Here is a 26,818-nt window from a genome sequence, read left to right on the forward strand (position 1 = left end):
GAAAGGACGCCATGAAAATATCTTTACAGACCGTACTGGATCTTCTGCACAGCATTATGCACCCGCTTTCGCCTGAGCTGGTGCATCATTTGCAGCGCACGGGGCTTATTTGCTGGTATTTGGGGCATCGCGCAGGATTTGATAGCGCAACGATCAATAACGCCTGGCTGGCGGGCATGTTGCATAATATCGGCGCGCTGAGTAAGGCCTACCCGTTTAACAAAGATCGTGGCAGCGACTTTTTCGAAGAGCATGGACGGCTTGGGATTTCGATGATGTCCGGCGTGCGCTTTTTACGCCCGGTCACTACGCTCCTGGAAACGCGCCATGCGGATGCGCTGGGCTATTCGCAGAGTGCATCGCCGCATAGCTGGCGCCTGGTGCATATGGCCGATGAGTTCGAGTTGTGGCTGCGTGGGATCGAAGGCGACTATGTTGCGCAGCGGCATAATATTATTTCCGGCTTTCTGGCCAGCAGCCGTCAATGGCCGACGAGCCTGATAGAGGCCCTAAAGGATGTCAGCCATGAAGACGGGTTCTGGTTTCGACTGAGTACGCCGTCAATACAGCAGGTGCTGCGCGTCGTCAGTCCGCTGAATGATGTGGTGCTGGATCACCATGATTTTCTTGAGGTATGCCTGCTTATCTCGAATATTGTCGATAAATACAGCAGCTTTACGCAGGCCCACAGTACCAGCGTGGCACACGTGGCGGCAAAGCTCGCCGAACTGTACGGATACGATGCTTATACCCGGGATAAAATCTGCATTGCGGGCTACCTGCACGATATCGGCAAGCTGTGTATTCCGCTGGAAATCCTCGAGAAACAGGGCAAGCTCGAACCTGATGAATATGCGCAAATGAAGCGCCACAGTTATAAAACTCTGGAGATGCTGCATCCCATTGCTGAACTGGGGGAGATTGTGCCCTGGGCCGCCAGGCATCATGAACGTCTCGACGGCAGCGGCTATCCTTTTCGTCTGGGCGCGGCCGCGTTGGACATCCCTTCACGCATCATTGCGGTAGCGGATGTGTTTACTGCGATGACCGAAAATCGTCCCTATCGGCAGGGAATGTCCAGCGAGAAGGCATTGATTATATTACAGGAAGAGGCGGCAAACTTTCGACTGGACCAGGACATCGTCAACCTGGTAAGCCATAATATATCGGTACTCAGGCCACTGGTGACGATGAACTAAATTGTCAGCACTAGCGACACGCGCTGTCAGGCAAGAAGAATATTGCTCTAATTTACCGAAAGAAAAACGAATGAAATATTTGATAGCCAATAGAGTCATTTACGATAGTGAAAGCGGAGAGTTGGTGGTCAATGAACCCGGCTCTGAGCAGAGTAAGAGGCTAACAAATACTGCTAACCGCATTCTTTCTTTGCTGATTGCGTCACCTGGCAGGGTGCTTAAGCGCGATTACTTATTGGATAAAGTCTGGGAGGAAGCCGGTCATCCCGGATCCAGTTCTTCCCTCAGCCAATATATAAGTATCCTCAGGAAAACATTAACTTCCTTAATATTCATTGAGGAAATCATTATTGCCGTGCCAAAAGTAGGGTTTTATTTTTCACGGGATATCGGGGTCGAAAGTCTGAACACAGATGACGAGCGTATTACTCTCGCGCCGGTGCCTGTCGCCATCCCGACACCTCGCCTGAAGGACAAGAAACCGCTGTGGCTGGAGGCGATCATCGTGCTCTTGCTATTGGGGAATCTGTGGATAGGGAGCCTGCCAAAAGCCTCGCTGCGTTTTGCGTCGTCATACAGTATTGGTGACATAGGCAACTGCACGTTTATGACGTTCGACGGTCTATTAGATGAAGTAGACCCGCAGGTATTGAATATCCTGCGTCATTTACAGCCGGATCTGGAACAAAAGTGTAGCGAACAGCCCGCGGAGATTATGGTGTATTTTCAGCCCAGCGTGCTTTATGGAAGCTATGGTCGATTTTTCTACGCGTATTGCCCAACAGACAAGGCAACGCTAGAGATTGTCTATTGTGAGAACCATTATTCCTTTCAGTGGGAGCTGAAATGAAACTGCTCGCTACGCTGCTGGTAGCCATTGTAGCTCTGACGGGTCTATTGATATGGCAGGTGAAAGAGCGTGCTGGTGTTTATTTTGATAACCGGTGTTTTGCCAATGTAAATTATGGTGATTCATCGGATAATGATTTATTGTTCAAAGGCAATGTCACTTTTGAATTTAATGAAAATAAAACCGGGATGTTTAACATTTCCGGAAATATAGAATATCAGGGCAATTATTACCGTCTGTCGCGTTATGTGACCTTCACCTATGATAATGTCAGTGGCAACCAGTATCGGATGATTTCCGCCACCAAAGATATTATGGCGCATGATAATGTCCCCGCAGACATCGAGCCATTGGCATCCAAGGTATTTGGCCTGAACGGGGAGTACACCGTATACCTGTATAAAAAAGACAATAATTTTATTACCTTTGCTAATGCCTTATTACCTTTAATGAACTGTGTGATTCAATAGTCAGGGTTGTGCTATCCGCTTACTATGAAAAAAAATAATTGTGTAAATTGTGCAACCTGCGGATTTGCAGAGCTATGTTCTGCCTTTTTGTTCGAGTACCTGGACCCATTATTTATACGAGACCTGGAAACGAAAAAAAAGATCCCCCGCGGTGGTTATCTTTATCGAGTGGGAGATAAAGTCGATGCGCTTTATGCGCTGCGCCGTGGCATCGCCAAAGTGTACGATAGTCGTGGGCAGCTTATGGGGGTAGTGCTACCCGGCCAGGTGATGGGCGTGGAAGAACTGCACACGGGGGTCTGTCGGCAGGATATTCAGGCTGCCACGGACGTTGAAGTCTGTATGCTCAGGAGCCAACATTTCTATCAAATGAGCCAGTTGATGCCTGGGTTTACGGATTATATTCTTAGAGTCCTTTCGCGTTCTGCGCGAAATAAACAGGAATTTATCTCTGTGCTGACTAAAAGCGATACCTTGCAAAAAGTACAATATTTCCTGCAACTGTTGTCTGACACCTATAAAGAGTATGGCTTTGAGTACCGCATTATCGAGTTGCCTCTCAGTAAGAAAGAGCTGGCGGAGTTGCTAGGCATTTCAATTTCAACGCTGTCACGTACCCTCGAAAGTTTATCGGCAAAAGGGATCGTTGTGATGCCGAATAAAAAAGAGATAACGATTCTGGATCCAACTACACAGTAACTCACTTCACAAGTGACGATCTGCTTTTTTTAATCATTGATAAGGTTCTGTCTAGTGTCACTTATTGTTCTCTCTGGTGATATTTTATTTTCTCGTGGTGTGGAAGCGTTAGCAAGCATGAACGAACAGGATAACGAGCAGTTATGTATTATCGATATAGAGTCTTTTTCCAGCCTGCGTGAAGTTAAGTACCGTATTCTCAATGAGCTGACTACCGACTATCGCCTTCTTTTTATCAAAGGCCGGGACATGCTGTCGAAAGTGCTCTCTCCGCTGGTGAGTATCCCTCGCTGGGCATCAGTGACCGAGTACAGCCGCCATATTAGCGAAGGGAAAGGGTATACCCTCGAACAGGCGCTGACCGTGGTGACTAATTATCGGGAGCTACGTACTCTGACAGCGTTAGAGATAAGAGCTGTCTGTGCGTTACGTGGACAAAATTCTATTCCGGCGGTGTCGCCGTTTTTGCACTGCTCAACGAAAGCGGCGTATCAGCGTGTAACCACCATTGCCCGGAAAATGAATCTCGGCTACGGCACACAGTTTCAGTATTTTCTACATCGGGAATACACGCTAGAGGAGTTGCAGCGGATAGATTATGTGCAACGCATTCCCGTCAGTTGAAGCCACTGATAGCGCGAGAGAAGTTTTTTGCGCTAAAGTGAGTAAAAATTGAGGGGATGTGGGTAAGGAACTCTGCATGACGGCACGCATCGATTATGAAATTGAGAAATACCAGTTTAGTGAAGTGAGTGAGCCCCCACGGCTGGCGCAGCAGTGGAGCGAAGTGCTGGCGGAATGCCGGCAGGAGAAAGCAGGCAGCGAGGCACGCCTGCGTCTGGCGTTGCTGAACGTTGATTACGTCACCAGCTTTGAGCTGCCTTTTCGTCTGCAGCTGATTCGTGCCCCGCAGCTTATCGACCGTTTACGCGGCGAACTGCAGCTCAACCGCAAAGCGGTCACCATCAGCGATAATCGCTACGGCTGTGTGTATAGCCTCAAAACCGATATCAGCCACATTCCCGACACCTTTCGCTACCGCTTCTCCAATCGCATCCGCCGGGTGGAAGCGGGCAATGTCAGCAATACCCCCTATCAGGAGATTGCCAAACAGGTCAAAGCCCCGCGCGAACGCCTGCGCCTGGCGCTGGAGGCCGGATTGCCGGTGACCGCGCTGGATGGCCTGTTCTGGTTTGGAATGCAGCGCATCGCCGCCGATGTCTCGACCTTACGAAAATCCGGGATGAAGATTTCCACCGCCGAAGTGGACGCGTTCGATACGCTGACGGACACGGTGAGGCGGGTGCCGGTGTATCGGCTGGTGGGGTAGGTTATCGGGGCAGATAAGGGAGGTTGAGTATCATGGTTCAATCTCAACAGGCGTACCGGTTGATACCCGACTCCAGATGTCATCCATTTCGGTATTGGTCACCGCGATACAACCATCGGTCCAATCGATAAGCTGAAGCAGTGGATTTAATCCTGCCCAGCCATTGGGTAGACCGTGAATCATGATATTTTCACCGGGCGAGTATCCCGCCGCTTTTGCTGCCTTGATATCATTTTTGTCCGGATAAGAAATATGCAGGCTGAGGCTGAATCGTGAATGGGAATTGCGGCTGTCGATAAAATAATGCCCCTGCGGGGTTCTCTTATCTCCTTCACGCTGTTTCGGACCGGCATCAGCATTCTTCCCGAGTGACACGTGATAGTTTGCAAGCGGAACCCCGTGACGCATCAGGGTCAGCGTGCGCTTTGATTTATGGATGACGATTAAATCAGCCTGTTGCGCAGCAGGCAGTAACGCCGGTGGTGAGGCATGACCCCATCTGGCCATTATTCGCGTATAGGCCAGTAGGCATAACGCGATAAACAGAAGCACGAAGATGGCGCGGAGAGAGCGGTGGTAACGGCGGGGTGGATTCACGGGTTGTTGGCCTCAGGTAATTTCCGGCCTATTAATAAGCAAAATTCGAATTATTTTTAACCTAAAAATGCTATAGATTTGATGAATTACTCAGTTAAAACAATTGATTAGGAACGGTCCACAGGTTTATTAATAATCGCATTAAGGGGGGGCTGTTTGTCGTGCTCAAGCGAAAAACCCACTCGGAATCATTCAACAGTGATTCTGAGGGGGCTTCAATCGTACAACCACTTTCCCGCGCGGGCTGACTCGGCCAGCATCTTAAAAGTTAGTGGCTCCGGAGCAGGATAATTGCCTCTAAGCGCTTTAGCTACCATGAATTGCGGCAATAGGGGCTTATCATTCGGCCAGTATTTGAGAAAATTAAACTCCGCCATATCCACGTTATAGGTTATGGCGTAGCTTTCAATGATCTCCTCACCCATTTCCCACGACCAATTTTCCCCACGTGTGTTAAGGCTAGTATCAATCGTAATATGTCGTTTCCGTTTCTTATTCCATCTGGCGTTGTACCAGGTGATAACCTCTTCATCACTCACCATAATCGGTCACTCTGTTTTGCAATGGTGTTGTAACGCTTTGTGGTTTTCCATACGATTTGTGTAATGTCATAAGCGAGAATACCGGCCCCGAGAAAGGGAATCCAGCGGCCAACAAAGGCACCGAGATTAGTTACGTAAGAAAACTCCAGGCGCTTGATACTTCCTGTTGTAAGTGTAGGCCAGTGGTCAACTTCCTGTTTCAGCCATTGCCTTAAGTGATAACTGAGTGGTGAAGTGCCCTTGGTCGCACCTTTTGGTTTGCCGCGGGTAGAGATAATAGGCTGGCCCAGGATAAACATAGCCAAGCCAGCTAAATCTTGCACTCCGAGTTGTTTGCCCGCTTCATCCAGGAATACCCAGAAATAAAGTTCACCCGGCCCGAGGTTTGAAAGGCCACTGAGGTAGTAACCGGTTATTTGTTCGGTGGTATCCATTCGCGACCTATCCTGTAATACGCTCATTCCATGCGTCTGAGAACTGAATATTACCGTCAAGATACTTCCAGGTGATCCTCTGATAGCGCAACTGAATCGCCTCCTTATGACCGACATTTATGACAGTTTTCGTGTCATACATCATCGGAACCACCGATACAATTTTTACGCCTTCGAGGAACATGTTGAAATACTCTACTTCCTGCCCTGCATCATTGATGCGATACCATTTCAACTCTGCTGATTCCAGCGTCTGACCCGTTGCCACAGCTTTATAAAGATATGGGCTGGAGGAGTCAAAATCCTTTTCAATTTGCATGGCACCATGTAGCCGAGTACCAGTGAGTTTACCGTTACTGCTATCGGTCGGGATGCTAAGAGAGTGGCCAAACGAAGTGACTTCTATTGAGTTCTCTCGGTTATTTACATCAATCGAACCTTTGATCAAAGCGCCACCATCATCTTTGAGCCATAAATACGCGGGAATAGCCATTTGAGATGTCCTTTTTTGAGCGTTATTTCCTGGACAATTAACAGCCAAAAATTAAAATGATGTTAGCCTAAAAATGCTATGCAAATGGTGAATTGTTTAGTTAAAACAATTGGTTGGTATCTATTGATTAAAACAACGTTGGGAGGTTCATTGGCGCGACTATATGACACCCATGAGTTCAAATATCTGCCTGGAACGGGACGAATATCGGGTATAGTTGTTCGCATTTTCCGCTGGAGAGCCATTACGGCAACGAGTATGAACCTCAATCGATTCTGTTATTTACTGCTGGCCTTGGCGGCTATTGGCAGTGCATTTTTACCGCATCCAGTCGTGATGTGGTTCCTGCTGGCGAACGTGCTGACGCTGGTGGTTTATGGCGGGGATAAAATGGCGGCCCGTAAAGCGTGGCGCAGAGTGCCGGAGTCCACCTTGCTGACGTTCGGCTTTGTTGGCGGATGGCCTGGGGCGATCCTCGGCCAGCAACTCTTTCGCCATAAAACCCAAAAGCAGCCGTTTAAAACCTGGTTTATCATCAGTGTGATATTGAATGTTGCGCTGCTGGCGGGGCTGTATCATTTCTATCCGTACTGAACGGGAGTGTCGTCTCCTGCTCAATAGTCGGATTCGCAGCGCTGACAACCTTGCCAAACGCCCGGCGGCGTTACACTTGCCAGGCCATACTTTATGAGGCGTGTAGGCCCGGTAAGCGTCAGCGCCACCGGGCAAAAAGAGCGTAGAGGTTTTCAGCCGCCACAATTCGCAGCAATTTTCTTATAAGGTGAGCGTATAGGTCTGGCGATACGTTCCCGCGTCTTTGCGTCAAAATAACGGCTCGGCCAGATGCTTTCGGCGGGAACGCCAATGGCTCTGCTGATCAGCATTCCCCCTTTTGCCCACGGGCGGGTCAGCGCATTAGCGAGCGTGGAAGAACTTAAACCCGCAGCACGGGATACTGCTGCCAGTGAAGTGCCTTTTTTACGTAATGCCGCGATGATATCGGCGGGGTGCCAGTCTTGATGAAAAGGCAGGAAAGTGGGGCTGTGAGATAGGGTCATCGGTTTCTCCAAGGTAATGGTTTTGACCACCAATGGAGCTGCGAAACTCTTAATTTAATTGGTGGTAGCTCAGACAAGGTTCGCAGTACCGGTTACCTTGGAGATGACCCGGCCAGCCCGAAGGCTGCCCTGCCTGAGCCACCATTGATTGTACAAACACGGCTATGCGTTTGACAGATGAACGGAGGCGCAACACATAATTATGGAATATATGTGTTCTCAAGGTAAGTTTCGGGCTGCGAAACCCGGCTGTGGATTTTGCCACAGCGGGGCTGACTATATCGCAAATCGCAGACGTTAACCAACCCGCTAACGGACAGAATGCGAGTTGATTTCCAAAGATATTGTGTGCGTTGCAACGGTTACAAAGTGGCTGCGAGAGCGGTTCCAGTTATGTGGTGCTCGGCATAAGTCAACTTAACGGTGGGCAAATTCAGTCAACCACTTCAGGTATTGTCTCTGCATAAGCTTTAGCGGCGGAAATCGCGTTGTCATCAAAGATATTTTGCTCGTAGCTATCAGAAACACTGACCACGCGATAGATTTTCCATTTTCCATCCTCGAGGCGCAGATAATCGCGCAGCTGCTTTGTTTTACCATCCTCTATCCCAAGCCAGACATTCATTACTTTACCGCCTGTGTAATCCTCTGCTGCTCCGACTTCAAGAGCGGATATCCATTTTGCGGCATAGTCCTGGCTGTACGTGAAGTAATCCGCACTTACAATCTCTTGCTCCTTGATGCCCTGAATATCTTTAAGCCGCGCCAGCGTGTCTTTTGTTATGTACTGCCGCATTTGAGGCGAACCCAGATCATCTGCATGGTTATCCGAAACATACGCATTGAGATAGAAAGTATAAAACTCTTTTACTGTGGCTTCTGGTGCCTGGATGTGGGCTGCGCAACCCGTCAGAACGAGTGATAACAGTAAGATGATACGCATCAATTTTTCCTGTATATGACGTAAGCGGGATGTGTTTTGCGATAACCTGGCCCAGCCCATATATCACGCTGTATAAAATCAGAATACCAGGTCGTTCCGTCAAAAATAGCCATGTGACCACTCGGATTTCCGCCGGGATAAGGCTGAATAATAACGACATCCCCCGCGCGTGGATTCTCTCCTGGACCTATTGGACGAAAGCCTGATTTCTCCAGCAATCTGCCATAGTCTCTGGCGAAATGAGTATGCCCAATATCAATCCCGCCCTCATTAATGGCTTTACGAGTAAATTCTGCGCAACGACCCTGCGAAACCGAGCTTGCGCGCCTGCGGGCATAGCTTACGGCTGCACTTGCATCCCATCCCATAAATAATCCCTAATATTTAGTGTCCGAAGGGGCAACACTACGCCACTTTTTTATGGTTTTTAGTTACAGAAGGTGCCATAGAATAAATGTATGGGGAGTGTGAAAATATGGGTGATAAATATAGATTGGTTTTAAGTGCTATTAAATATTGATGATACAACAAAGCCCGTTGGACTTTCTGCCATACGGGCTTTTAATGCTTTCGTTTACTGCTCTGCTGACATTTTCGCAGCAATTTTCTTATAAGGTGAGCGTATAGGTCTGACGATACGTTCTCGCGTCTTTGCGTCAAAATAACGGCTTGGCCAGATGCTTTCGGCGGGAACGCCAATGGCTCTGCTGATCAGCATTTCCCCTTTTGCCCACGGGCAGGTCAGCGCATTAGCGAGCGTGGAAGAACTTAAACCCGCAGCACGGGATACTGCTGCCAGTGAAGTGCCTTTTTTACGTAATGCCGCGATGATATCGACGGGGTGTCAGTCTTGATGAAAGGGCAGGAAAGTGGGGCTGTGTGAAAGGGTCCTTTACATCTTCTTGTAGTGATAACGACTACCACCAGAGGTGCAAATCTCTTGGTGGTAGCCCAGACAGGGTTTGCACTACCGGCCTACAAGGACACCGGCCAGCCCGAAGACTGCCCTGCCTGAGCCACCATTGAAGTTGTCAGTACAGTTTTGAACTGTTCAAACAGCGGGTGTGCAGAGGCGTTGACACTTAATGAAAGACACTAAGTGAATCCTGTAGTTTCTGGCGGGGTGCAAATCCCGGCTGTGGATTTTGCCACAGCGGGGCTGACTATATCGCAAATCGCAGACGTTAACCAACCCGCTAACGGACAGAATGCGAGTTGATTTCCAAAGATATTGTGTGCGTTGCAACGGTTACAAAGTGGCTGCGAGGGCGCTTCCAGGAGGCGGGGAGCTCCCACAAAAAAGCCCGCATAACTTTCGCTATGCGGGCTTTCGACTTCATCGGATGACTCTGGTAATCACCGATGGAGAATTTTGGTGGAGCTGGCGGGAGTTGAACCCGCGTCCGAAATTCCTACGTCCTCGGTACTACATGCTTAGTCAGTCTTTACATTCGCCGGGCAGCTGCGGACAGACACGCCACTACCAGACTAGCCTGATTAGTTTTAGCGATTTCACCCCAGGCAGGATGTCCACGCGATCTCTTTTGGGTTTGACCTCTCTTGATCCCCGTCTTAAGAGCGGAAGCTAGGGAGAGAGGGCTCTTAGCAGGTTATTAAGCTGCTACAGCGTAGTTTTCGTCGTTTGCGACTATTTTTTTGCGGCTTTTAACGAGGCAAACCGCCCCTCGGCATGCACCTTGGGTTTCGCAAATCCCGTCGAATCCAGAATCAGCCCCAATGTGTTCCAGTCAGTATAACAGACCTTTTGCCCCCAGCGCCACCGCTATAACCCGCGTAAACGCTCACTTATCGCTCACGTAACGCCTCTTTTGCGCGGTTGAACGGCTTGATCAGGTAATCCATGATGGTTTTTTCACCGGTTTTGATGTCGACGCTGGCGACCATCCCCGGCGAGATGGAGAACTTATGCCCGCGCTTGTTGACCAGATAATCCTGATGGGTGCGGATAAACACCCGATAATAAACGATTTCAGGCTTCACTTTGTCCTGAATCGTGTCGGGCGAAATGGTCTCGACTTCGCCCTCCAGTCCGCCGTAAATGGCGTAATCATAGGCGGTGATTTTGACCAGCGCCCGCTGCCCGGGGTGGATAAACGCGATATCGCGCGGGGAGAGGCGGGCTTCAATCAGCAGATGATCGTCGACGGGGACGATCTCCATCATTTCCCCGTTCGGCGGGATGACGCCGCCGATGGTCGTCACCTGAATGTTTTTCACAATCCCACGCATTGGCGAGCGCACGGTCATTCGTGTGACCGAGTCTTCCCGGCCTTTAATGATCGATGACAGCATGTCGACTTCGGCATTGGCCTTCGACAACGCCTCGCGCGCCTGCACGTAATACTGCGAGCGCAAATCGGTGATTTTCAGTCCGAGGTCACTTTTCTCGCGTTGCAAACGCAGCACTTCCACGTGACTCGCCGCGCCGCTTTTTTGCAGACGTTCGGTGATAGCGAGTTCTTTATTCACCGAGTTCAGTGCGTCCTGAAGGTCGGCCTGCGAGTCGATGAGCTGCGCGCGGCGCGATTTATACAGCCGGGTTTCCTGGGCGATCAGGTCCGGCCAGGCATTGAGCGAGGCGGGAAACTTGAGCGGCAGGTCGTTTACTTCGGCATTCAGACGCACGCTGGAGGCCAGCGAGGCCCGGTAGCGGGCGGCACTTTCGCCGACGTTAGACTCTGAGCGGGTCGGGTCCAGCCGCGCCACCACTTGCCCGGCCTGCACTTTGTCGCCTTCGTGGACCAACAGCTCGGTGAGGATCCCGCCGTCAAGCGACTGCAACACCTGTTCGCGTGAGCTGGGGATAACCTTCCCGGTGCCGGTAGAGACTTCGTCGAGTTGACCAAACCACGCCCACGCGCCGAGCAGCAGAAACAAGACGGCAGAGAGCAGTACGATTTTGGTGGCCCCGGAAAACTCATTCTCCCGACGGATGTCGAGGTCGTCCATGGCGATATCACGCTGACTGGTTTTCATTGTTCCACCCCCGTCCATTGGCCGTTGTCGGAGCCGGTGTGCGGCCATTGTTCATCGCCTGGGCTTTCGGGGCATCCATCACCAGCTGGCCATCTTTCAGCACCACCACGCGATCCACCAGTTCCAGTACCGGCACGCGATGGGTGGCGACAATCAGCGTCCGGTTGCCGAGCCAGTTGCCGAGGCGCTGAATAAACTCCCGCTCGGTGTGTTCATCCAGCGAGGCGCTCGGTTCATCGAGCAGGACGATATTTGGCGAACGGAGCAGCATTCGGGCCAACAGAATCGCCTGACGCTGGCCGCCTGACAGTCCGTTGCCGCCTTCCATGATCGGGTGATCTAACCCCTTCGGCAGGCGTTTCACAAAGCCGTCTGCCCCGCAGATCTCCAGCACTTCAAAGAGCGCTTCATCGCTGGCATGCGGCGCGCCGAGGGTTAAGTTCTCGCGCAGGGTGCCGAAGAACAACCGCGCGTTCTGGCTGAGAAAACCGATGTTGCGGCGCAGGTCGGCCATGTCGATTTGTGAGATGCTGAGGTTATCGAGGCGTAGATTGCCGTTGACGATTTCAACCCCGCCCGCCAGAGCCTGCAACAGCGTCGATTTGCCCGCGCCGTTGCGCCCGAGCAGGGCCACGCGTTCCCCGGGCAAAATCTCAAGCCGCGAGATGCGCAGCGGCACCCGCTGATCCTCGTGGTGATAGCGGAAATGCGCGTTCTCAAAGACGTAGTGACCATGGAAAATTTCCTGATGCACCAGGGTTTCATCGCGCTGGGTTTCGGTCGGCAATTGCATGATGCTGTCGAGCCCCATTTTGGCGGCTTTGACCTGCTGCCAGCGGGCCAGCACGCCGCACAGCCCGGCCATAGGTGCAATCATCCGTGATGCCAACATGGAGGCGGCCACCACCGACCCGGTGGTCAGGTCGCCCTCGATCACCAGCGGTGCGCCGAACAATATGACTGCCGCATACACCAGGCTTTGCACCGACATGCCCCAGCCAATCAGGCCCTGGGTCACTTTGCGGGTGCGCAGGCCAGACTCCCCGGTGATGCGAATGTAGCTGTTCCACTGCTGCAAAAAACGGTTCTCCGCCTGCATCAGCTTGATGTCCTCCAGCCCCTGTACGCTCTCCACCAGTACCGCATTACGCAGGGTCGATTCATGCGCCGACTGGTTCGCCAGGATCGCCAGTTTTTTCTGCAACAGCAGGCCTGGCAGCACCATCATTATCGCGGCCACCGGGGCTATCCACGACAGCTGCGGGGCGATGATCCCCAGCACTATTACAAACAAGAAGAAGAACGGTAAATCGACCAGTGTGGAAAGGGTCGAGGAGGTGATCATCTCGCGGATTTGTTCCAGCTCGCGCAGTTGGGAAATAAAGCTGCCAGTGGATCGCGGCACCGCGCTGTTCCGCAGCCGTAGGGCGTGGCTGAACACCCGGTCAGAAATACGCATGTCGGCGCGTTTGCCGAGCACGTCCATGATGTGGGTTCGCGCCTCCCGTAGCAGGAAGCCGAATATCACCGAGATAAGCACCCCGGTTGCCAGCACATACAGTGTCGGGTAGGACTGCGCCGGGATCACCCGGTCGTAGACCTGCATCGAAAAGACGATCCCGGCCAGTGACAGGACGTTCACCAGAAATGCGGCGATCATCACCGGGATGTAGGGCCGCAAATCCTGTAACACCAGCCCCTTCATCCAGTCGGGGCTGAAGCGGGATACGTAGGCATCGACGCGGCTGTCCTTCAGCGCCGAGAGCGGACGCAGGGCGGCAACGTATTTCACCGATGACAACAGTTCGCTGGCAACCACCCGGTTGCTTTCGCTGTCGCCGTCAATCATGAACACGTCGACCGCATCGTCGCCGTTGAAGTGCTCGATGACCGCCAACTGGCCATCTTCGAGTTCCGCCACCACCGGCAGTCGCCATTGGCTGAACGCGTGTTCGGTCAGGGTGAGCAGGTGGAATGAGAGCCCGGCCTGACGCGCAAGCTGCGTCAGTGCCGGCGTGCGATTTTTGCCTTTAAACCACGGGGCATTGGCCTGAATCGCGCCCGGCGAACAGACCACCCGATAGTGGGCGGCAACGTGTCCGATAGCCAGCGCCCAGTTGCTGAGGGCGCGATCGCTAATGAGTTCTTCAACAGGAGGAGCGGCACGGGTCATGGCTGGATCTCCACGGACTGAATGCTGCGATTATTTAAGCCAAAAGCCTGGCGTATCGTGCCGGTGTTATACAGGCAGTCAAGCTGTAGCTGATGGAGCTGGCTCTGCGTTTGCAGCTCTGCAAAGCGCGCCTGATAGACTTCCTGTTCGGCGTTAAGCACATCCAATAACGGGCGAGAACCCAGGTCGAGATACTGCTGTTGATACAGTTCGCGGGTGCGTTCACTGAGCTGCTGCTGGCGGCGCAAAATCTGCAACGCGCTGGCGAGATTCAGCGACTGACTGCGGGCTTCCAGCAGTTTCTGGCGGACGTCGAGCCGGGTGCGCTGGATAGTGGACTGCGCCGACTCCACCGCATGGCTGGCGGCATCGCGTCGGGCAGTGAGGCCGCCCCCTTGATAAATCGGCATTTCGACCTTCACCCAGGTCGAATATTGCGTTCTATCCAGCACCTCATTGCTCGGATATTTGTCGTTGAGGTAATGCTGAACCGATGGCTCCAGCGAGATGGTCGGGGTCATTTGTGCGTTGGCGTAATCCAGATTGGCCTGTGCGGCACTGGCCCCAGCCCAGGCGGCAAGCACCGACGGCACCAGCCGGTCTTCCGGTTTCGCCATCATGCAACTCTGTTCAAGCTTCGCCGGAAAATCACTGCTGATATCGTTCAGCGTATTCCAACCCAGCAGCGTCATCAGGTTGGCCTCTGAACTCTCGAGATTGGCCTGATACTGCACCATTTGTGAGCGGGCGGATTCGATGCGGGCATTGGTTTGCACCACATCCGAAAGGGAAGTCGCCCCTTCATCGTTGCGCTGTTCGGTGAGCTTGCCGATACCGTTGAGCGCATTCAGCTGTGCTTTGGCGGCCTCCACCATCTGCTGCCAGGACTGCACCTGCACCATGGCGACGGCGGTATCGTGGGCGACATTGTCGATACTCAGCAGCACGTTGGCCTGCTCCTGCGCAGCTCCGGCGGTTTCGGCTCGCACCTGGCTTGATACTTTGCCGAAGTCATACAGCATTTGCGAAAGCGACAGCACCAGCGACGGGCTGTAGCCGTTGTTGGTGTATGTATTGCTGTAACCGTTGTTCATGCCCGCGCTTATCTGCGGGTAATACTTCGATTTGGCGACGTTTATCTGCTCGTTTTGTGACTGCAGTTTACCGATCGCCTCCCGGATAGCCGGGTGCCAGTTAACCGAGCGATTCACGGCGTTACCCAGCGTCAGCGTGCCGGGTGCGGCGGTACTCAGGGGAAGTTCAGCGGCGGAGCCATCGAGCGACGGTAATCCTTGCTCGTTGGCCAGTCCTTCAGAACTGATAGTTTGTGGCTCATCTTCGGCATACACCTGAATGGAACAGAGGTGGAATGCCAGCAATAATGCGACAGGCGCTCTTCTTCCCATTTTCTATCCCTTTTAAAAATCACGACATGTTGCTGTTTTTTGCCCCGGGAGCCGTAACCCCCGGGGCTGTTGTGACTAGCCGGTAATAATGTGGTTCTGTTGCAGCAGTTCCGTCAGGTTGGTCTGGACGCTGTCCAGGGTGATTAAAGCCGTTGAGTGATAGGTGGAGCCGGTGCCGTCACGGTCGACTGAAATCACCGTGTTAGACCCGTTGGTGTTGACCTGGATGAAATTCCCGAGCGTAGACGCCTGGTGATCCCAGCCGGTTAACAGTTCGCGCAGATCGATTTTGTCGCCCTGAGCGAGGTTAAAGTTGGTCCATTCGTCGTTACCGTTCCCCCCGGTCGCGTCGCTGCCTTTCAGCAGGTGATAAATCAACGTATCGCCGTAGGCAGATCCGGTTAGAACGTCATGCTGACCGGTGCTGGCCATCTGCGGATTCATATTGATGGTCAGGGTCGCGGTATCGGTATGACCATTGTGATCGTTCAGGGTGTAGGTGAAGGTCTCCTTGCTGTTTATCGACGATACGGCCACGCCGTTGTTCAGGGTGTAGGTGTATGAGCCATCGAGGTTAAATTGCAGCGAGCCGTACTTGCCCAACACCGTGGCACTGCTGGCACTCGCCGCAGGATCCAGCGAGGCGGTACTGCTGCCCGCACCGGTGATGCTCAGGGTGGTATGCACGCTTGCCAGCTGATCGGTGGCCCCGGCAGCGTCGGTCCCGTCGAAGATATTGCCGTGGACGGTATTGGCGTTGTTCGAGATGTAGTTATCCAGGTTAACCGACGTCCCGGTCACGGTTGGCGTTACCGTGTACGAGCCGAGTATACCTATCCCGCTGGTGGTGCCGGTGAAGTTCAGGGTGTAGCTCCCGGCCCCGAGGTCGGCAATGTTGATGTTAGTGTTCGTTCCGCTGTAGGTACCATTCTGAATAACGCTGCCGTTCTGCGTTATCGACCAGGTGCCGCTCAGTCCCGCCAGAGCCAGGGCGCTGGCAATGTTGAAATGCAGCGTTGCGCCCTGCAACAGGGTATTGGCATCAACCGTAAAGTTGCCGCTACCGCTGCCTGACCCGGTGCCAATCAACGGGTTGTTCCATTGCGCTGAGCCCACGCTCAGATCGCTATATGTCCCGGTACTGTGCGCCGTACTGACCGCCATCACAGCGCTGGTGTCGTTTACCGCATCCAGGGCGTGTGGTGTTGGGGTGATGTTCAGCGACGCCGTGTCGGTATCGCCGTTCGCCGCTTTCACGGTGTAGACGAAGCTGTCCGGGGTTTTGATGCCATCGGCCCCGACACCGTTTTTCAGGGTGTAGGTGTAATTCCCTTGGGCATTAATGGTCAGCGTGCCATACAGCCCATTAATGGTGGTGGTGCCGGTCGGCGACACTGCCACGCCGTTCACTTCGGTCAGCAGCGCCCCGGCTGGCAGCACATCGTTGCCCAGCACATTCCCCGTCGTGCTGGCGGTGAGGCTGTCCACCGCGTAGGTGTGATCCTGCAAAATGTTGAGGGTATAACCGGTCAGCGCGGTCACACCGCTGGCGGTATTCAACAGGAACACGTATTCGCCGCCGGGCAGAGTCAGGGTCAGTTGGCTCGACTGGCCACCGAGCAGCGGCGCGTTCAGCCAGCCTTTCTGTATCTGATACTGCTCGTACTGCTGGGTGACATCGTTGAAGCGGTAGATGTAAAGGTCAAAGGTTGAGGCCAGCGCCACCCCGCCCACCGACGATTGCAGCGTCATGGTGCGGGTGCTGCCATCTTCCACATCAAACTTGATAGGGTTGCTCATGTTGGCGAGCACGTCGAGGCTCAACACGTTGCCCAGACCGACGCCCACCACCGTAAAGCCCGACTGCGACGACGCCCCGTTATTGACTGCTTCCACGTCGGTGTTGAACACCAGCGAAGCGCTGTCATCGGCGGTAACCACGGTACTGGCTGGCGGAACCGGGCCGAGGGTCACCACCAGCTGCGCCGAATCGCTGACGCCGTTGTGGGTAATGGTGTAGGTGAAGCTCTCTTTATGACCGAGCACCGCCGCTGAGGTGTTAGTCAGGGTGTAGGTGTAGCTCCCGTCCTGGTTAATGTGCAGCGTGCCGTACAGCCCAACGATATCCGCTCCACCTGCGCCGACCGTGGTCACGATGCCGTTGGCGTTGGTCACCTGCGTCACCGTGGTGCCAGCTGGGGCATTATCCAGCCCGCCGGTCGGATCCTGATCGGTGATAACGTTCCCGGTTTCCGTGGTCGGGCCGCTGACCGATCCAGCGCTGGTTTTATGCACGTCCACCTCAAGGCTGGTGTAAGACCCGGTCGCCAGCAGGCTTGAGTTGTAGGTCAGGACGCGATATTGCCCGCCGGTAAGGCCGGTCAGATTCAGCGTTACGCCGCTGCCGGTCAGGGTCAGCAGGTTGGCGAAATCCGGATTACTGGTGTTGATGAAGGTCTGCCATGACCCGCTGGCGGTATCGAATCTCTGCACCACGATTTCCTGCGTCGAGAGCAGAGACAGCACGATCCCGGTGGCGGCTGCATCAATGGTGACATCCCCGGAGCCGCCGTTGTCGATGTTGAACGTCACCTGTGCGGTGTCGTTCCCCAGTACCGACGCCACGTTGCCGAGCGCCCCGACCAGCAGCAAGCCGTAGTCGGTGAGATGCTCGGTGGTGGTGGTCGCGGTGGAGGTCAGCGCCAGGTTGGTGATGTTATCCCCCGCCGACAGTGGCAGAGATGGCGCTGTCACCGAGCCAGGGCCGGAGGTATTCCCGGCGACATCGGTAGCAGTGGCCGTTAACAGTTGGCCTTCAATCTGGCGAACCGGCAGGGTGAGCGTCCAGTTACCATCGCTGCCTGCGGTGGCGGTCAAGGTGCCCGCGCCGTTCGGCAGGGTGATAGTCACGGTGCTGTTAGCTTCCGCTGTCCCGCTGAGGGTGCTGCCGTCGGCGCTGATGGTGATGCCCGGTGCCGATGGGGCGGTGGTATCAATGTTAATGCTGATGGATGACGAGGCTGCACCCGTTCCGTTGGCATTGGTTGCCGTGGCTGTAAAGGCGTGGCTGCCTTCGGTCATGTTGGCGGTTGGGGTGAAGCTCCATGCGCCGCTGGCATTCGCGGTAGTGGTGCCCAACAGCGTACCGTTGTTGTAGATATTGACCGTCGAGTTAGCCTGCGCCACGCCGCTGAGGGTCGGCGTTGGGTCGTTGGTCAATTGACCGTTGGCAATCGCCCCGGTGTAGTTGGCGACGTCATCCACCACGCTGGTGATGGTTGGCGCATCCGGCAGGCGGGTGTCCGGCGCGGTGAACGGCGTGGATCCCCCGACGTTGCCCGCTTTATCCTGAGCGAAGGCCAGCAGCGGCTGACCGCTGGTTTGCGCCGGGGAAATGTTGACCGTAAAGGCCCCGGTGCCGTCGGCGGTGGCGGTTCCCAGAACCGTGCCAGTACTGCTGGTGATGGTCACGGTGCTGTTGGCTTCGGCGGTGCCGGTAATGCGTGTCCCGGTGCTGTTCGCCGCCAGGTTGGTTGGTGCGCCTGGGGCCACGGTATCCACCACAATTGCGGCAGCTCCCGAAGTGGCGCTGAGGTTACCCGCCGCATCGGTGGAGGTCACGGTATAGCTGTGACTGCCCTGAGCCAGGGCGGTGGTTGGCGTCCAGGCCCAGTTCCCTGAACCATTGGCGGTGACGGTGGTAACCAGCGCCCCGTTATCGTAAATGCGCACGGTGCTGTTGGCTTCCGCCGTGCCGTTTAGCGTTGGCAGGGTGTCGTTGGTTGGCTGCCCATTGCCCACTGCGCCAACAATATTTGGCACATCGTCGACGATAGTGGTGATGACGGGCGTCACCGGCAGGGTGGCATCGACCACAATTGCGAAGCTGCCGGTTGCCGGACTGATGTTGCCCGCGGCATCGGTGGCGGTCACGGTCAACGTATGCGAGCCATCGGTAAGCGCAGTGCCCGGCGTGAAGCTCCAGCTGCCGCCCGTCGCGACGGTGGTGCCAAGCAAGGTTGAACCATCGTAAATACTGACCGTGCTGCCCGCTTCGGCGGTGCCGGTCAGCGTCGGTTTGTTGTCATTGGTGAGCTGACCGTTGGTCAAAGTGCCGACCACGCCGCCGGTCACATCATCGGATACCGTCTGCAACACCGGAACCACTGGAGCTGAGGTATCGATAGTGATGGCAAAGCCAGCCGATGATGGGCCGAGGTTGCCCGCCGCATCCGTAGCTTTGGCGGTCAGGGTGTGTGGCCCGTCGCCCAGCGTGGAGGTGGTGACAATCCAGTTGCCCTGCGCATCGGCAGTGGTGGTGCCGACCAGAGTGGTGCCATCGTAGATGTTCACTGTGGCACCGACTTCCGCCGTTCCGCTCAGGGTTGGGGTGCTGTCGTTGGTGCTTTGGCCGCTGACGATTGGCCCGGTGACCGGGGTGACATCATCGGTAAGTGAGGTGATCACCGGCGCGAGCGGAGCCTGCGAGTCAACCACGAAGGTAAAGCTGTTGGAGCTTAAGCTAACGTTGCCCGCTGCATCAGTCGCGGTCACCGTGATGAGATGGCTCCCCTGTGTCAGGGCGCTGGTCGGGGTCCAGCTCCATGCCCCGTTGCCGTCAGCGGTGACCGTGGTCACCAGATTACCACCATCGTAAATTTTGACGGAGGCGTTGGCTTCGCTGGTGCCGCTGATCGCCGGGCGGGCATCGTCGGTCACTGCCCCGGAGGTCAGATTGCCTGTGACCGGGCCCTGATCGTCAAACACCGTGGTGATGGTCGGGATGGTGGGCGCGGCGGTATCGACGGTAAAGCTGCGAATGTCAGATGCTGGGCCGGTATTGCCCGCTGCATCGGTGGCGGTCGCGGTGATAGTCCAGGTGCCGCTGGTCAACGCGGTGGTGGGGGTAAAGCTCCAGTTGCCCCCCGCGTTAACGGTGGTGGTGCCGAGAACCGCCGCGCCGTTGTACAGTGTAATGGTGGAACCCGCTTCGCCAGTACCGCTAATGGCAGGATGGGTTTCGTTGGTACTGCCGCCGTTGGGCACCACGCCAATTACCGGGGCGGTGTTGTCCGCCACCGAGGTGATAACCGGTGCGACAGGCACGGTGGCATCCACATTGACGGTGAAACCGCCAGTGGCAGCGCTGACGTTCCCCGCCGGATCGGTTTGGCTGACGGTCAGCAGATGTGTCCCGTTGGTTAGCGGCGTGGTTGGCGTCACGCTCCACGCCCCGGTTCCATCCACCGTGCCGCTGCCGACCAGCACGCCATCGGAGAAGACTTTAATGGTCGCGCCTGCTTCCCCGCGCCCGTTGAGGGTTGGGGTGGTGTCGTTGGTCAATTGCCCGTTAACCAGCGGCCCGGTGACACCCGGCTGATCGTCGACCACCGTCAGCAGCGTCGGTACGGCTGGTGGGGCGGTGTCGATAACAATCGGGAATGGGGCTGACTGTGCCGTGGTATTGCCCGCCGCATCCGTCGCGGTAACGGTCAGGTTATGCGCGCCTTCGACCAGTGCCGTCGGGGCTGGCAAGCTCCAGTTACCGGATCCGTCCACTGTGGCGGTGCCGAGCACGGTCCCGTTGTCATACACGGTAATGGTGCTGCCGATTTCCCCGGTGCCGCCGATAAGCGGCTGGGTATCGTTGGTTGCACCACCCGATGGGATCGCCACCGGCAGCGTACCGTTGTCGTTCGCCACGGAGGTGATCGCCGGGTTAGTCGGGGCGACCGCATCAATGTTCAGCGTGAAGATCCCGGAAAGTGGCCCGGTATGTCCGGCGGCATCCGTTGCGGTCACCGTGAAGTCATGCGAGGTGCTGGTGAGATCTGCCGTCGGCGTAAAGCTCCAGTTCCCGCTGCCGTTGGCGGTGGCGGTGCCAATTTCCACCCCGTTATCGTAAACGGTGATGGTAGCATTCGGTTCGCCTATCCCGTTCAGCGTTGGGCGCAGGTCATTGGTCAACTGTCCGCTGCCCAGGGTGCCTACGTTGGCCGGAACGTCGTCGGTGGCATCGGTGATGAACGGTGCCAGCGGGGCGGTTAAATCGACGGTAATGGTCGTTGGCGCAGAAAGCCCCCCGGTGCCCTGGCCGTTACTGGCCGAGACCGTAAAGCTGTGCGTCCCTTCCAGCAAGTCGGCAGGGATGGTGAAGCTCCAGTTACCACTGCCGTTCGCGACAACGCTGCCTGCTTCAATGGGATTGCCGTCGATGTAAATATGTACGGTGGCGTTGGCATCGGCGGTGCCGCTCAGGGTTGGCGTGGTGTCGTCGGTGCTACCGCCAGCGGCGATCGCACCGGTTACAGGATCGACGTTATCGAGGATCTGCGTGATCACTGGCACATCCGGCAGACCAGAGTTAGAGGCGGTGAAATCGACACCACCACTCTGATTGCCCGCCCGGTCCTGATCGATAGCGGTCAGCGTTTGTCCGCCGGTTTGCGCCGGAGAGAGGGTGACGTTGAAGTTACCGCCTGCATCTGCTGCGCCCTGACCAATCACATCTCCCGCGGCGTTCTTGATGATCACCGTCGAGTTGGCTTCCGCCGTTCCGCTCACATTGGTACCGTCCGGCGAGACCAGATTAACCACAGGGTCGGCAGGGGGAGCAACATCCACCGTGATCACAATCGGTGCGGTCGGGGCCGTTTCCTCACCCCCGTCTCGGGTCGTGAAGGTAAAGCTGTGCTGCGTTTCCGTCAGCGGATCGACCGTCAGCGTCGGGGTCGGGAACGACCATTGCCCGTTGCTGACAACCGCCGTACCCAATTCGACGCCGTTATCGTAGATCACTACGGTGGTACCATTCTGACCGGTGCCGGATATCACCAGCGTCTGGTCATCGGTAAACATCCCGTTGGTCAAATTCCCCTGAATCACGCCCACGTTATCGACGATCTGCTCCACGACTGGCGGCAGAAGAACCTCGGTATCGACGGTCAGGGTGAACGAGTTTGATGCGCCGCTCGGGTTGCCCGCTTTGTCGGTCGCCACCGCGGTGAAGGTGTAGGTGTTGTCAGTCAGCGTACCGAGTGCCAAAGACCAGTTCCCGGAGCTATCCGCAACGGCGGTTCCCACCAGGGAGCTGCCATTAAAAATGCTTACCGTGCTGCCGATTTCGGCAGTGCCGTGCAGAACCGGCGTGTTGTCGTCGGTGGTCCCGCCAGTGGTGACCTGGACCGGCAGGCCAACGTCATCCTCGGCATAGCTGATAACCGGCGCGTTCGGAACATCGGTGTCAATCGTGAAACTGACCGATGGCGAATGCGCACTGGTATTGCCTGCGGGGTCGGTGGCGGTAGTGGTAATGACGTAACTCGGCAGGGGGAGCGGGGAGCCAGGTGTCCAGCTCCAGTTGCCACTCTCGTTGACGAGAGCAGTACCCAGGATATCCGTGCCGTTGTAAATCGTGATGGTGCTGCCCACTTCACCCGTTCCGCTGAAGGTGGGGGTTGTGTCGTTGGTAGAACCGTTATCGGCGATGTTGCCGACCACCGGCAAGACATTATCCGTAACCAGTGGGGCAGCGGGGATGCCGGGGGCGGTGAGATCAATTTGCACCGAGAAGCCGCCGGAGAGCGCGCTGGTGTTACCTGCGGCGTCAGTGGCGGTGGCGGTAATGACATGCAGCCCTTCGGTCAGGCCGGTTCCCGGTAAATAACTCCACGCGCCGTTGCCGTCGGTCGGCACCGTCGCCAGGAATGCGCCGTTGTTGTACAGCGTGACGGAGGAATTAGGTTCGGCGTTACCGCTCAGCAACGGTTCCGTCTCCTTGGTCACGCTGCCGTTCGCCAGCACAATATCGCCGTTGCTGCCTTCTATGGTGGCCGACACAATAATCGGTGCATCAGGCGCAGTGGCATCCACAATCAAGGTATAGCTTGCCGGGGCGCTTTCGTTGCCTGCTTCATCCGTGGCCGTGGCGGTCAGAATATGCGTTTTATTGTCTGCCAGCGGTAAGGGGGGCGTGAACTCCCACTCGCCGAGACCATCAACCGTCACCTGGCCGATGGCGACGCCGTTGTCGTAAATCGTAATCACCGAACCGACATCGCCGCTCCCGCTCAGGTGCGGTTGGGTTTCGTTGGTCAGTTGTCCGGTATCAATCGACGTTCCACCGCTATTGGTCACATCGGTATAGACAGGAACGTTCGGCGCGGAGGTATCCAGGGTAAAGGTCCAGGCCGCCGAGTCGGCCGAGGTATTGCCATAGTCATCGCTGGCATTCACGGTCAACGAATGAGCGTTCCCCGTGAGCGGCGTGGTAAAGGTGTAACTCCAGGTGCCGGTAGGCGTGACCGTGATATCAGCGACAAATCCACCGTTATCAAACAGATGTACCACCGAGCCAGGCTGGCCGGTGCCGCTAATGGTTGGCGTGCTGTCATTGGTCAGCCCGGTATTGGCGACAGGACCGAGGATCCCCGGAGCATCGTCATTCACCAGCGTAATGGCCGGAACTTGCGGAGCCACGGTGTCGACCAGAACGTTGAACGGCGCAGAGCTGCTGCTGTTACCGCCCGCGTCGGTGGATTTCACAATAAACTGATGGCTGCCTTCAGACAGCGGGCTGCCAGGGGTGAAACTCCAGTTGCCATTGCCGTCGAGGATGGCATTGCCGAGCAGATTACCGTTCTCATAGACCTGCACCGTGGAGCCCGCTTCGGCTTTACCCGTGAGTGTTGGCTGTGAGTCGTTGGTGGTGTCTCCGCTATTAAGAGCCCCGACGATACCCGGTACGTCGTCAGCCACCTGCAAGATAATCGGTTGATCCGGGGCGGAGATATCCGGCGCGAGGGCCGAGCCGGGCTGGCTGGTGTTGTTGGCCAGATCGGTCGCGGTCACCGCCAGCGTTTCACCGTTATCCTGGGCAGGCGTCAGCGTCAGCGTAAAGTGGCCTGCAGGATCCGCTTTGCCAGTGCCAACCACGTTGCCATCCGGATCTTTCACGATAACCGTGCTTCCGGCTTCGGCATTACCCGTCAGTTGCGTCCCGTTGGCGTTGACGTTCAGGTTCGATGGCGCATCCGGGGCAGTGGTGTCTGGTGCTACCACGCTGGCGGGCTGGCTTGGATTATTTGCCGCGTCGGTGGCTATCGCCAGTAAGCCCTGACCGTTAAGCTGCGGCGTGTCTAAGGTTGCGACAAAGTTTCCGCTGCCGTTAGTTGTACCGGTGCCTATCACGTTGCCGTTGCCGTCGGTAATGGTGATGCTGCTGTTCGGCTCTGCCTGGCCGGTGACGTGCAGGCCATCAGGCGTGACCACCAGACCGCTCGGTGGATTCGGGGCGGTGATATCCGGCACGTTAAATGTTTCTGGAACGCCGACGTTAGCGGCTTTGTCGGTCACGCTCACCGTCAGTGATTCACCGTTGGTTTTCGGCGTGCTCAAGGTGATGGAGAAATTACCATTCTGATCGGCGGTGGCGGTCCCAAGCTGGGTGCCCAGGCTGTCTTTCACCACCACGGTGCTGCCCGCTTCGGTCATCCCGGTCAGGGTTTGACCCTGGCCGACCACCGCCAGATTGCTCAGCGTTGGCGGCAGGGTATCGATATCCACGGTGAAGGAAGTCGACGGCCCGCTGGTTCCGGCAGTGTTTGTGGCGGTTGCGGTAAAGGCGTGATCGCCATCGGTGAGCGGCACCAGCGGTGTAAAGCTCCAGTCGCCATTGGCATCCGCGGTCACTGGCGGGGCCAAAGGAGTGCCGTTATCGCTGATGGTGATGATGGCGTTCGGTTCGGCGGTCCCGGTGAGCGTCGGCGTATTGTCGTTGGTGTCTCCACCGCGGGGGACGGTCCCGGTTGATGGTGCAAAATCATCCGTGACGGTAACGATAATTGGCTGAACCGGGAAGCCGGAATCTGAGGCGGTGAAGTCGGTTGGCTGCCCGACGTTCCCGGCGGCATCCTGAATGCGCGCTTCAAGCGACTGGCCCTGCGTTTGTGCCGGGTTGAGCGTGACGGTGAATTCCCCGTTGCTGCCCACCACCACCGATCCCAGCAGGACGTTGTTACTGTCGTATATCGACACCGTACTGCCAGCTTCTGCGGTCCCGGTGACGGTCGCGCCGTTTTCGGCCACATCGGTAATTTGGGCCGGGTTCGGCGGGGTTGTATCGACGGTGAACGTCGGCGACAGCGTGTTACCGCTGACATTCCCGGCCGGGTCGGTTTGGGTGATAACCAGCGTGTGTGGACCGTCAGCCAAAGGCTGCGACGGGGTAAAGGTCCAGTTGCCGCTAGCATCGACGGTGGTGGTGCCCAGTTTGGTCTGCCCATCATAGACGGTGATGGTGTCGCCCACTTCACCCTTGCCGCTCAGCGTGGGCCGGGCATCATCGGTGAGCGAACCGCTTTGCAGCGGGCCGACAATGGTCTGCACATCGTCGGTGACGGCAGAAAGCTGTGGCGCATCTGGCGCAACGGTGTCGATGGTCAGCGTGAAGTGGGTGGACTCCAGGCTATGACCCTTCAGGTTGAAGGCAATTGCGGTAAAGGAATGGACGCCCTCCGATAAAGCGTTGGTGATGGCAAAGCTCCAGGTGCCATCGCTGCCGACGAGGGCGGTGCCAATCTGATGTCCGTCCTGGAAAATATGTACCGTGCTGCCAGCGGTGCCGGTGCCTTTTAACAACGGCGTGTTGTCATTGGTTATCTGATTATTGCCCAGAGGGGTTGGCGTAGCGCCGTGATCGTCCAGCGCGCTGAGAATAACCGGCGTGGCAGGCAAATCGATATTCGGGGCCGTTACTTCGGCATTCGGACCGGTATTACCCGCTTTATCGGTGGCATCAACGGTCAGCTGTTCCCCGCTGATCTGCGGTTTATCGAGAACAATCGTAAAGCTGCCATCGCTGCCCGCGGTGCCTTTACCGATGATGGTCCCGTCCGGGCCTTTGACTACAACGGTGCTGCCTGGCTCGGCTTTACCCGTCAGCGTGGTGCCATCAGGGGAAACAGTGAGATTGGTTGGTGCGGTAGGCGGTGTTGTGTCTGCCGTGCTGCCCCCGCCATTGCCGCCATTGCCGCCGGTTCCTCCATCGCCATCACCATCTCCGCCGTTATCACCGCCGCCGTTTCCGTTCCCGTTCCCGTCTCCATCTCCATTACCACTTCCGTTGCCAGAATTGTCATCGGAACCGCCACCGCCACCACCGCCGCCGCTTCCGGCTGCAATGCCAATCCCTGCGGCTACCGCAACACCGCCCAGAACCCAGGGCCAGATAGCACCACCGTCGGAATGCCCTTCGGCAACCATGAAGCCGTCAAGATTATCGATTTGTTGGAAATGAAAATCACCGGCGGTGTCTTCTACCCACCACAATGCGCCATGGCTGTCTTCAAGCACCAGCTGGTTGGTACCCTGCGGATACTCAGTATAAAAATTATGAATAGTCAGGGTTTCGCCTGAGTGAAGCTTGATAACCATGTCCTGGCCGGATCGCGTGATAGAGGCGATATCCGATCGCTCAAGCTGAAGCTTTACCACGGACGGTGCAGAAAGGGTAACTTCTGTGGCTTCGACATTGCTGGTGACGCCAGTCAATTCAGAAATGATAGAAAAAGGACGCATGGTTATCACTCCATTCAAAGAAAGTGGTACTACCGTTTATGCAAGCAAGG

20 protein-coding genes, 1 other RNA gene and 1 pseudogene are annotated in these 26,818 nt (G+C 55.9%); 7 read left to right on the forward strand and 15 right to left on the reverse strand.

What is annotated here, in order from left to right:
- Positions 1-11: 11 nt before the first annotated feature.
- The 6 genes from SIK69_RS14115 to SIK69_RS14140 all read left to right on the forward strand — a co-directional run bounded on the left by SIK69_RS14115 (position 12) and on the right by SIK69_RS14140 (position 4,548).
- Positions 12-1,199, forward strand: a complete 1,188-nt coding sequence (locus tag SIK69_RS14115) for an HD-GYP domain-containing protein (protein ID WP_319786388.1) — start codon at positions 12-14, stop codon at positions 1,197-1,199.
- Between the two features lie 70 nt (positions 1,200-1,269).
- Entirely contained in the window at positions 1,270-2,049 is a 780-nt protein-coding gene (locus SIK69_RS14120; protein WP_319786389.1) for a winged helix-turn-helix domain-containing protein, read from the forward strand.
- A complete protein-coding gene (locus SIK69_RS14125; RefSeq protein ID WP_319786390.1) occupies positions 2,046-2,519 on the forward strand; it encodes a FidL-like protein in 474 nt (157 codons plus the stop codon). The genes SIK69_RS14120 and SIK69_RS14125 overlap by 4 nt, the downstream gene beginning before the upstream one ends.
- 24 nt (positions 2,520-2,543) lie before the next feature.
- Positions 2,544-3,218: a Crp/Fnr family transcriptional regulator gene (locus tag SIK69_RS14130; RefSeq protein ID WP_319786391.1), complete on the forward strand. Its 675-nt coding sequence runs from the start codon at positions 2,544-2,546 to the stop codon at positions 3,216-3,218.
- A gap of 54 nt (positions 3,219-3,272) precedes the next feature.
- On the forward strand, positions 3,273-3,842 hold the full coding sequence (locus tag SIK69_RS14135) for a hypothetical protein (RefSeq protein WP_319786392.1): 570 nt from the start codon (positions 3,273-3,275) through the stop codon (positions 3,840-3,842).
- 76 nt (positions 3,843-3,918) lie between these two features.
- Positions 3,919-4,548: an ECs1377 family protein gene (locus SIK69_RS14140; RefSeq protein WP_319629055.1), complete on the forward strand. Its 630-nt coding sequence runs from the start codon at positions 3,919-3,921 to the stop codon at positions 4,546-4,548.
- A 30-nt stretch (positions 4,549-4,578) separates the two neighbouring features.
- On the opposite strand, the gene SIK69_RS14145 is transcribed toward SIK69_RS14140, so the two are convergent.
- From SIK69_RS14145 to SIK69_RS14160, 4 genes are all read right to left on the reverse strand, one after another.
- Positions 4,579-5,055: a L,D-transpeptidase family protein gene (locus tag SIK69_RS14145; RefSeq protein ID WP_319786393.1), complete on the reverse strand. Its 477-nt coding sequence runs from the start codon at positions 5,053-5,055 to the stop codon at positions 4,579-4,581.
- Positions 5,056-5,360: 305 nt separating this feature from the next.
- Positions 5,361-5,687, reverse strand: a complete 327-nt coding sequence (locus SIK69_RS14150) for a DUF1493 family protein (protein ID WP_319786394.1) — start codon at positions 5,685-5,687, stop codon at positions 5,361-5,363.
- Positions 5,681-6,121 (reverse strand): STM2901 family protein, encoded by a 441-nt coding sequence (locus tag SIK69_RS14155; RefSeq protein WP_319786395.1) that lies wholly within the window; start codon positions 6,119-6,121, stop codon positions 5,681-5,683. Before SIK69_RS14155 ends, SIK69_RS14150 begins: the two co-directional genes overlap by 7 nt.
- 7 nt (positions 6,122-6,128) lie before the next feature.
- Positions 6,129-6,614, reverse strand: coding sequence for an Hcp family type VI secretion system effector (locus tag SIK69_RS14160; protein WP_319786396.1), 486 nt, complete (start codon positions 6,612-6,614; stop codon positions 6,129-6,131).
- 258 nt (positions 6,615-6,872) lie between these two features.
- Between SIK69_RS14160 and SIK69_RS14165 the strand changes: the two genes are divergently transcribed.
- Positions 6,873-7,208, forward strand: coding sequence for a DUF1294 domain-containing protein (locus tag SIK69_RS14165; protein WP_319786397.1), 336 nt, complete (start codon positions 6,873-6,875; stop codon positions 7,206-7,208).
- A gap of 152 nt (positions 7,209-7,360) precedes the next feature.
- On the opposite strand, the gene SIK69_RS14170 is transcribed toward SIK69_RS14165, so the two are convergent.
- The 11 genes and pseudogenes from SIK69_RS14170 to SIK69_RS14210 all read right to left on the reverse strand — a co-directional run bounded on the left by SIK69_RS14170 (position 7,361) and on the right by SIK69_RS14210 (position 26,768).
- Positions 7,361-7,672 (reverse strand): helix-turn-helix domain-containing protein, encoded by a 312-nt coding sequence (locus SIK69_RS14170; protein ID WP_319786398.1) that lies wholly within the window; start codon positions 7,670-7,672, stop codon positions 7,361-7,363.
- Positions 7,673-7,721: 49 nt separating this feature from the next.
- Positions 7,722-7,937, reverse strand: a complete 216-nt coding sequence (locus SIK69_RS22940; protein ID WP_374941372.1) for an ash family protein — start codon at positions 7,935-7,937, stop codon at positions 7,722-7,724.
- 168 nt (positions 7,938-8,105) lie between these two features.
- Positions 8,106-8,615, reverse strand: coding sequence for a YqhG/Tai3 family protein (locus SIK69_RS14175; protein WP_319786399.1), 510 nt, complete (start codon positions 8,613-8,615; stop codon positions 8,106-8,108).
- A complete protein-coding gene (locus tag SIK69_RS14180; protein WP_319786400.1) occupies positions 8,615-8,983 on the reverse strand; it encodes a CHAP domain-containing protein in 369 nt (122 codons plus the stop codon). The genes SIK69_RS14175 and SIK69_RS14180 overlap by 1 nt, the downstream gene beginning before the upstream one ends.
- A gap of 206 nt (positions 8,984-9,189) precedes the next feature.
- The gene (locus tag SIK69_RS14185) at positions 9,190-9,447 is read right to left on the reverse strand and encodes a helix-turn-helix domain-containing protein (RefSeq protein WP_319786412.1); all 258 of its coding nucleotides are present in this window, start codon (positions 9,445-9,447) and stop codon (positions 9,190-9,192) included.
- A gap of 143 nt (positions 9,448-9,590) precedes the next feature.
- A pseudogene (locus SIK69_RS22945) lies at positions 9,591-9,683 on the reverse strand (hypothetical protein); the annotation flags it as partial.
- Between the two features lie 305 nt (positions 9,684-9,988).
- Positions 9,989-10,351, reverse strand: a transfer-messenger RNA (tmRNA) gene (gene ssrA / locus SIK69_RS14190).
- A 70-nt stretch (positions 10,352-10,421) separates the two neighbouring features.
- Complete coding sequence (locus SIK69_RS14195) at positions 10,422-11,585, reverse strand: beta-barrel domain-containing protein (protein WP_319629085.1); 1,164 nt, start codon at positions 11,583-11,585, stop codon at positions 10,422-10,424.
- A gap of 7 nt (positions 11,586-11,592) precedes the next feature.
- Complete coding sequence (locus SIK69_RS14200) at positions 11,593-13,785, reverse strand: type I secretion system permease/ATPase (protein ID WP_319786401.1); 2,193 nt, start codon at positions 13,783-13,785, stop codon at positions 11,593-11,595.
- Positions 13,782-15,191, reverse strand: a complete 1,410-nt coding sequence (locus tag SIK69_RS14205) for a TolC family outer membrane protein (protein WP_319629050.1) — start codon at positions 15,189-15,191, stop codon at positions 13,782-13,784. Before SIK69_RS14205 ends, SIK69_RS14200 begins: the two co-directional genes overlap by 4 nt.
- Before the next feature lie 75 nt (positions 15,192-15,266).
- Complete coding sequence (locus SIK69_RS14210; RefSeq protein ID WP_319786402.1) at positions 15,267-26,768, reverse strand: BapA/Bap/LapF family large adhesin; 11,502 nt, start codon at positions 26,766-26,768, stop codon at positions 15,267-15,269.
- Positions 26,769-26,818: the final 50 nt, after the last annotated feature.

The organism is Scandinavium lactucae, assembly GCF_033843265.1.
GTDB classification, from domain to species: domain Bacteria; phylum Pseudomonadota; class Gammaproteobacteria; order Enterobacterales; family Enterobacteriaceae; genus Scandinavium; species Scandinavium lactucae.

What these genes read in the sequence shown, in the direction of transcription:
- SIK69_RS14150 (WP_319786394.1), bottom strand. Translation starts at nt 5,687, where the DNA reads ATGGTGAGTGATGAAGAGGTTATCACCTGGTACAACGCCAGATGGAAT.
- SIK69_RS14145 (WP_319786393.1), bottom strand. Translation starts at nt 5,055, where the DNA reads ATGGCCAGATGGGGTCATGCCTCACCACCGGCGTTACTGCCTGCTGCG.
- SIK69_RS14170 (WP_319786398.1), bottom strand. Translation starts at nt 7,672, where the DNA reads ATGACCCTATCTCACAGCCCCACTTTCCTGCCTTTTCATCAAGACTGG.
- SIK69_RS14195 (WP_319629085.1), bottom strand. Translation starts at nt 11,585, where the DNA reads ATGGACGACCTCGACATCCGTCGGGAGAATGAGTTTTCCGGGGCCACC.
- SIK69_RS14160 (WP_319786396.1), bottom strand. Translation starts at nt 6,614, where the DNA reads ATGGCTATTCCCGCGTATTTATGGCTCAAAGATGATGGTGGCGCTTTG.
- SIK69_RS14165 (WP_319786397.1), top strand. Translation starts at nt 6,873, where the DNA reads ATGAACCTCAATCGATTCTGTTATTTACTGCTGGCCTTGGCGGCTATT.
- SIK69_RS14175 (WP_319786399.1), bottom strand. Translation starts at nt 8,615, where the DNA reads ATGCGTATCATCTTACTGTTATCACTCGTTCTGACGGGTTGCGCAGCC.
- SIK69_RS14200 (WP_319786401.1), bottom strand. Translation starts at nt 13,785, where the DNA reads ATGACCCGTGCCGCTCCTCCTGTTGAAGAACTCATTAGCGATCGCGCC.
- SIK69_RS14130 (WP_319786391.1), top strand. Translation starts at nt 2,544, where the DNA reads ATGAAAAAAAATAATTGTGTAAATTGTGCAACCTGCGGATTTGCAGAG.
- SIK69_RS14125 (WP_319786390.1), top strand. Translation starts at nt 2,046, where the DNA reads ATGAAACTGCTCGCTACGCTGCTGGTAGCCATTGTAGCTCTGACGGGT.
- SIK69_RS14140 (WP_319629055.1), top strand. Translation starts at nt 3,919, where the DNA reads ATGACGGCACGCATCGATTATGAAATTGAGAAATACCAGTTTAGTGAA.
- SIK69_RS14155 (WP_319786395.1), bottom strand. Translation starts at nt 6,121, where the DNA reads ATGGATACCACCGAACAAATAACCGGTTACTACCTCAGTGGCCTTTCA.
- SIK69_RS14120 (WP_319786389.1), top strand. Translation starts at nt 1,270, where the DNA reads ATGAAATATTTGATAGCCAATAGAGTCATTTACGATAGTGAAAGCGGA.
- SIK69_RS14115 (WP_319786388.1), top strand. Translation starts at nt 12, where the DNA reads ATGAAAATATCTTTACAGACCGTACTGGATCTTCTGCACAGCATTATG.
- SIK69_RS14210 (WP_319786402.1), bottom strand. Translation starts at nt 26,768, where the DNA reads ATGCGTCCTTTTTCTATCATTTCTGAATTGACTGGCGTCACCAGCAAT.
- SIK69_RS14205 (WP_319629050.1), bottom strand. Translation starts at nt 15,191, where the DNA reads ATGGGAAGAAGAGCGCCTGTCGCATTATTGCTGGCATTCCACCTCTGT.
- SIK69_RS14180 (WP_319786400.1), bottom strand. Translation starts at nt 8,983, where the DNA reads ATGGGATGGGATGCAAGTGCAGCCGTAAGCTATGCCCGCAGGCGCGCA.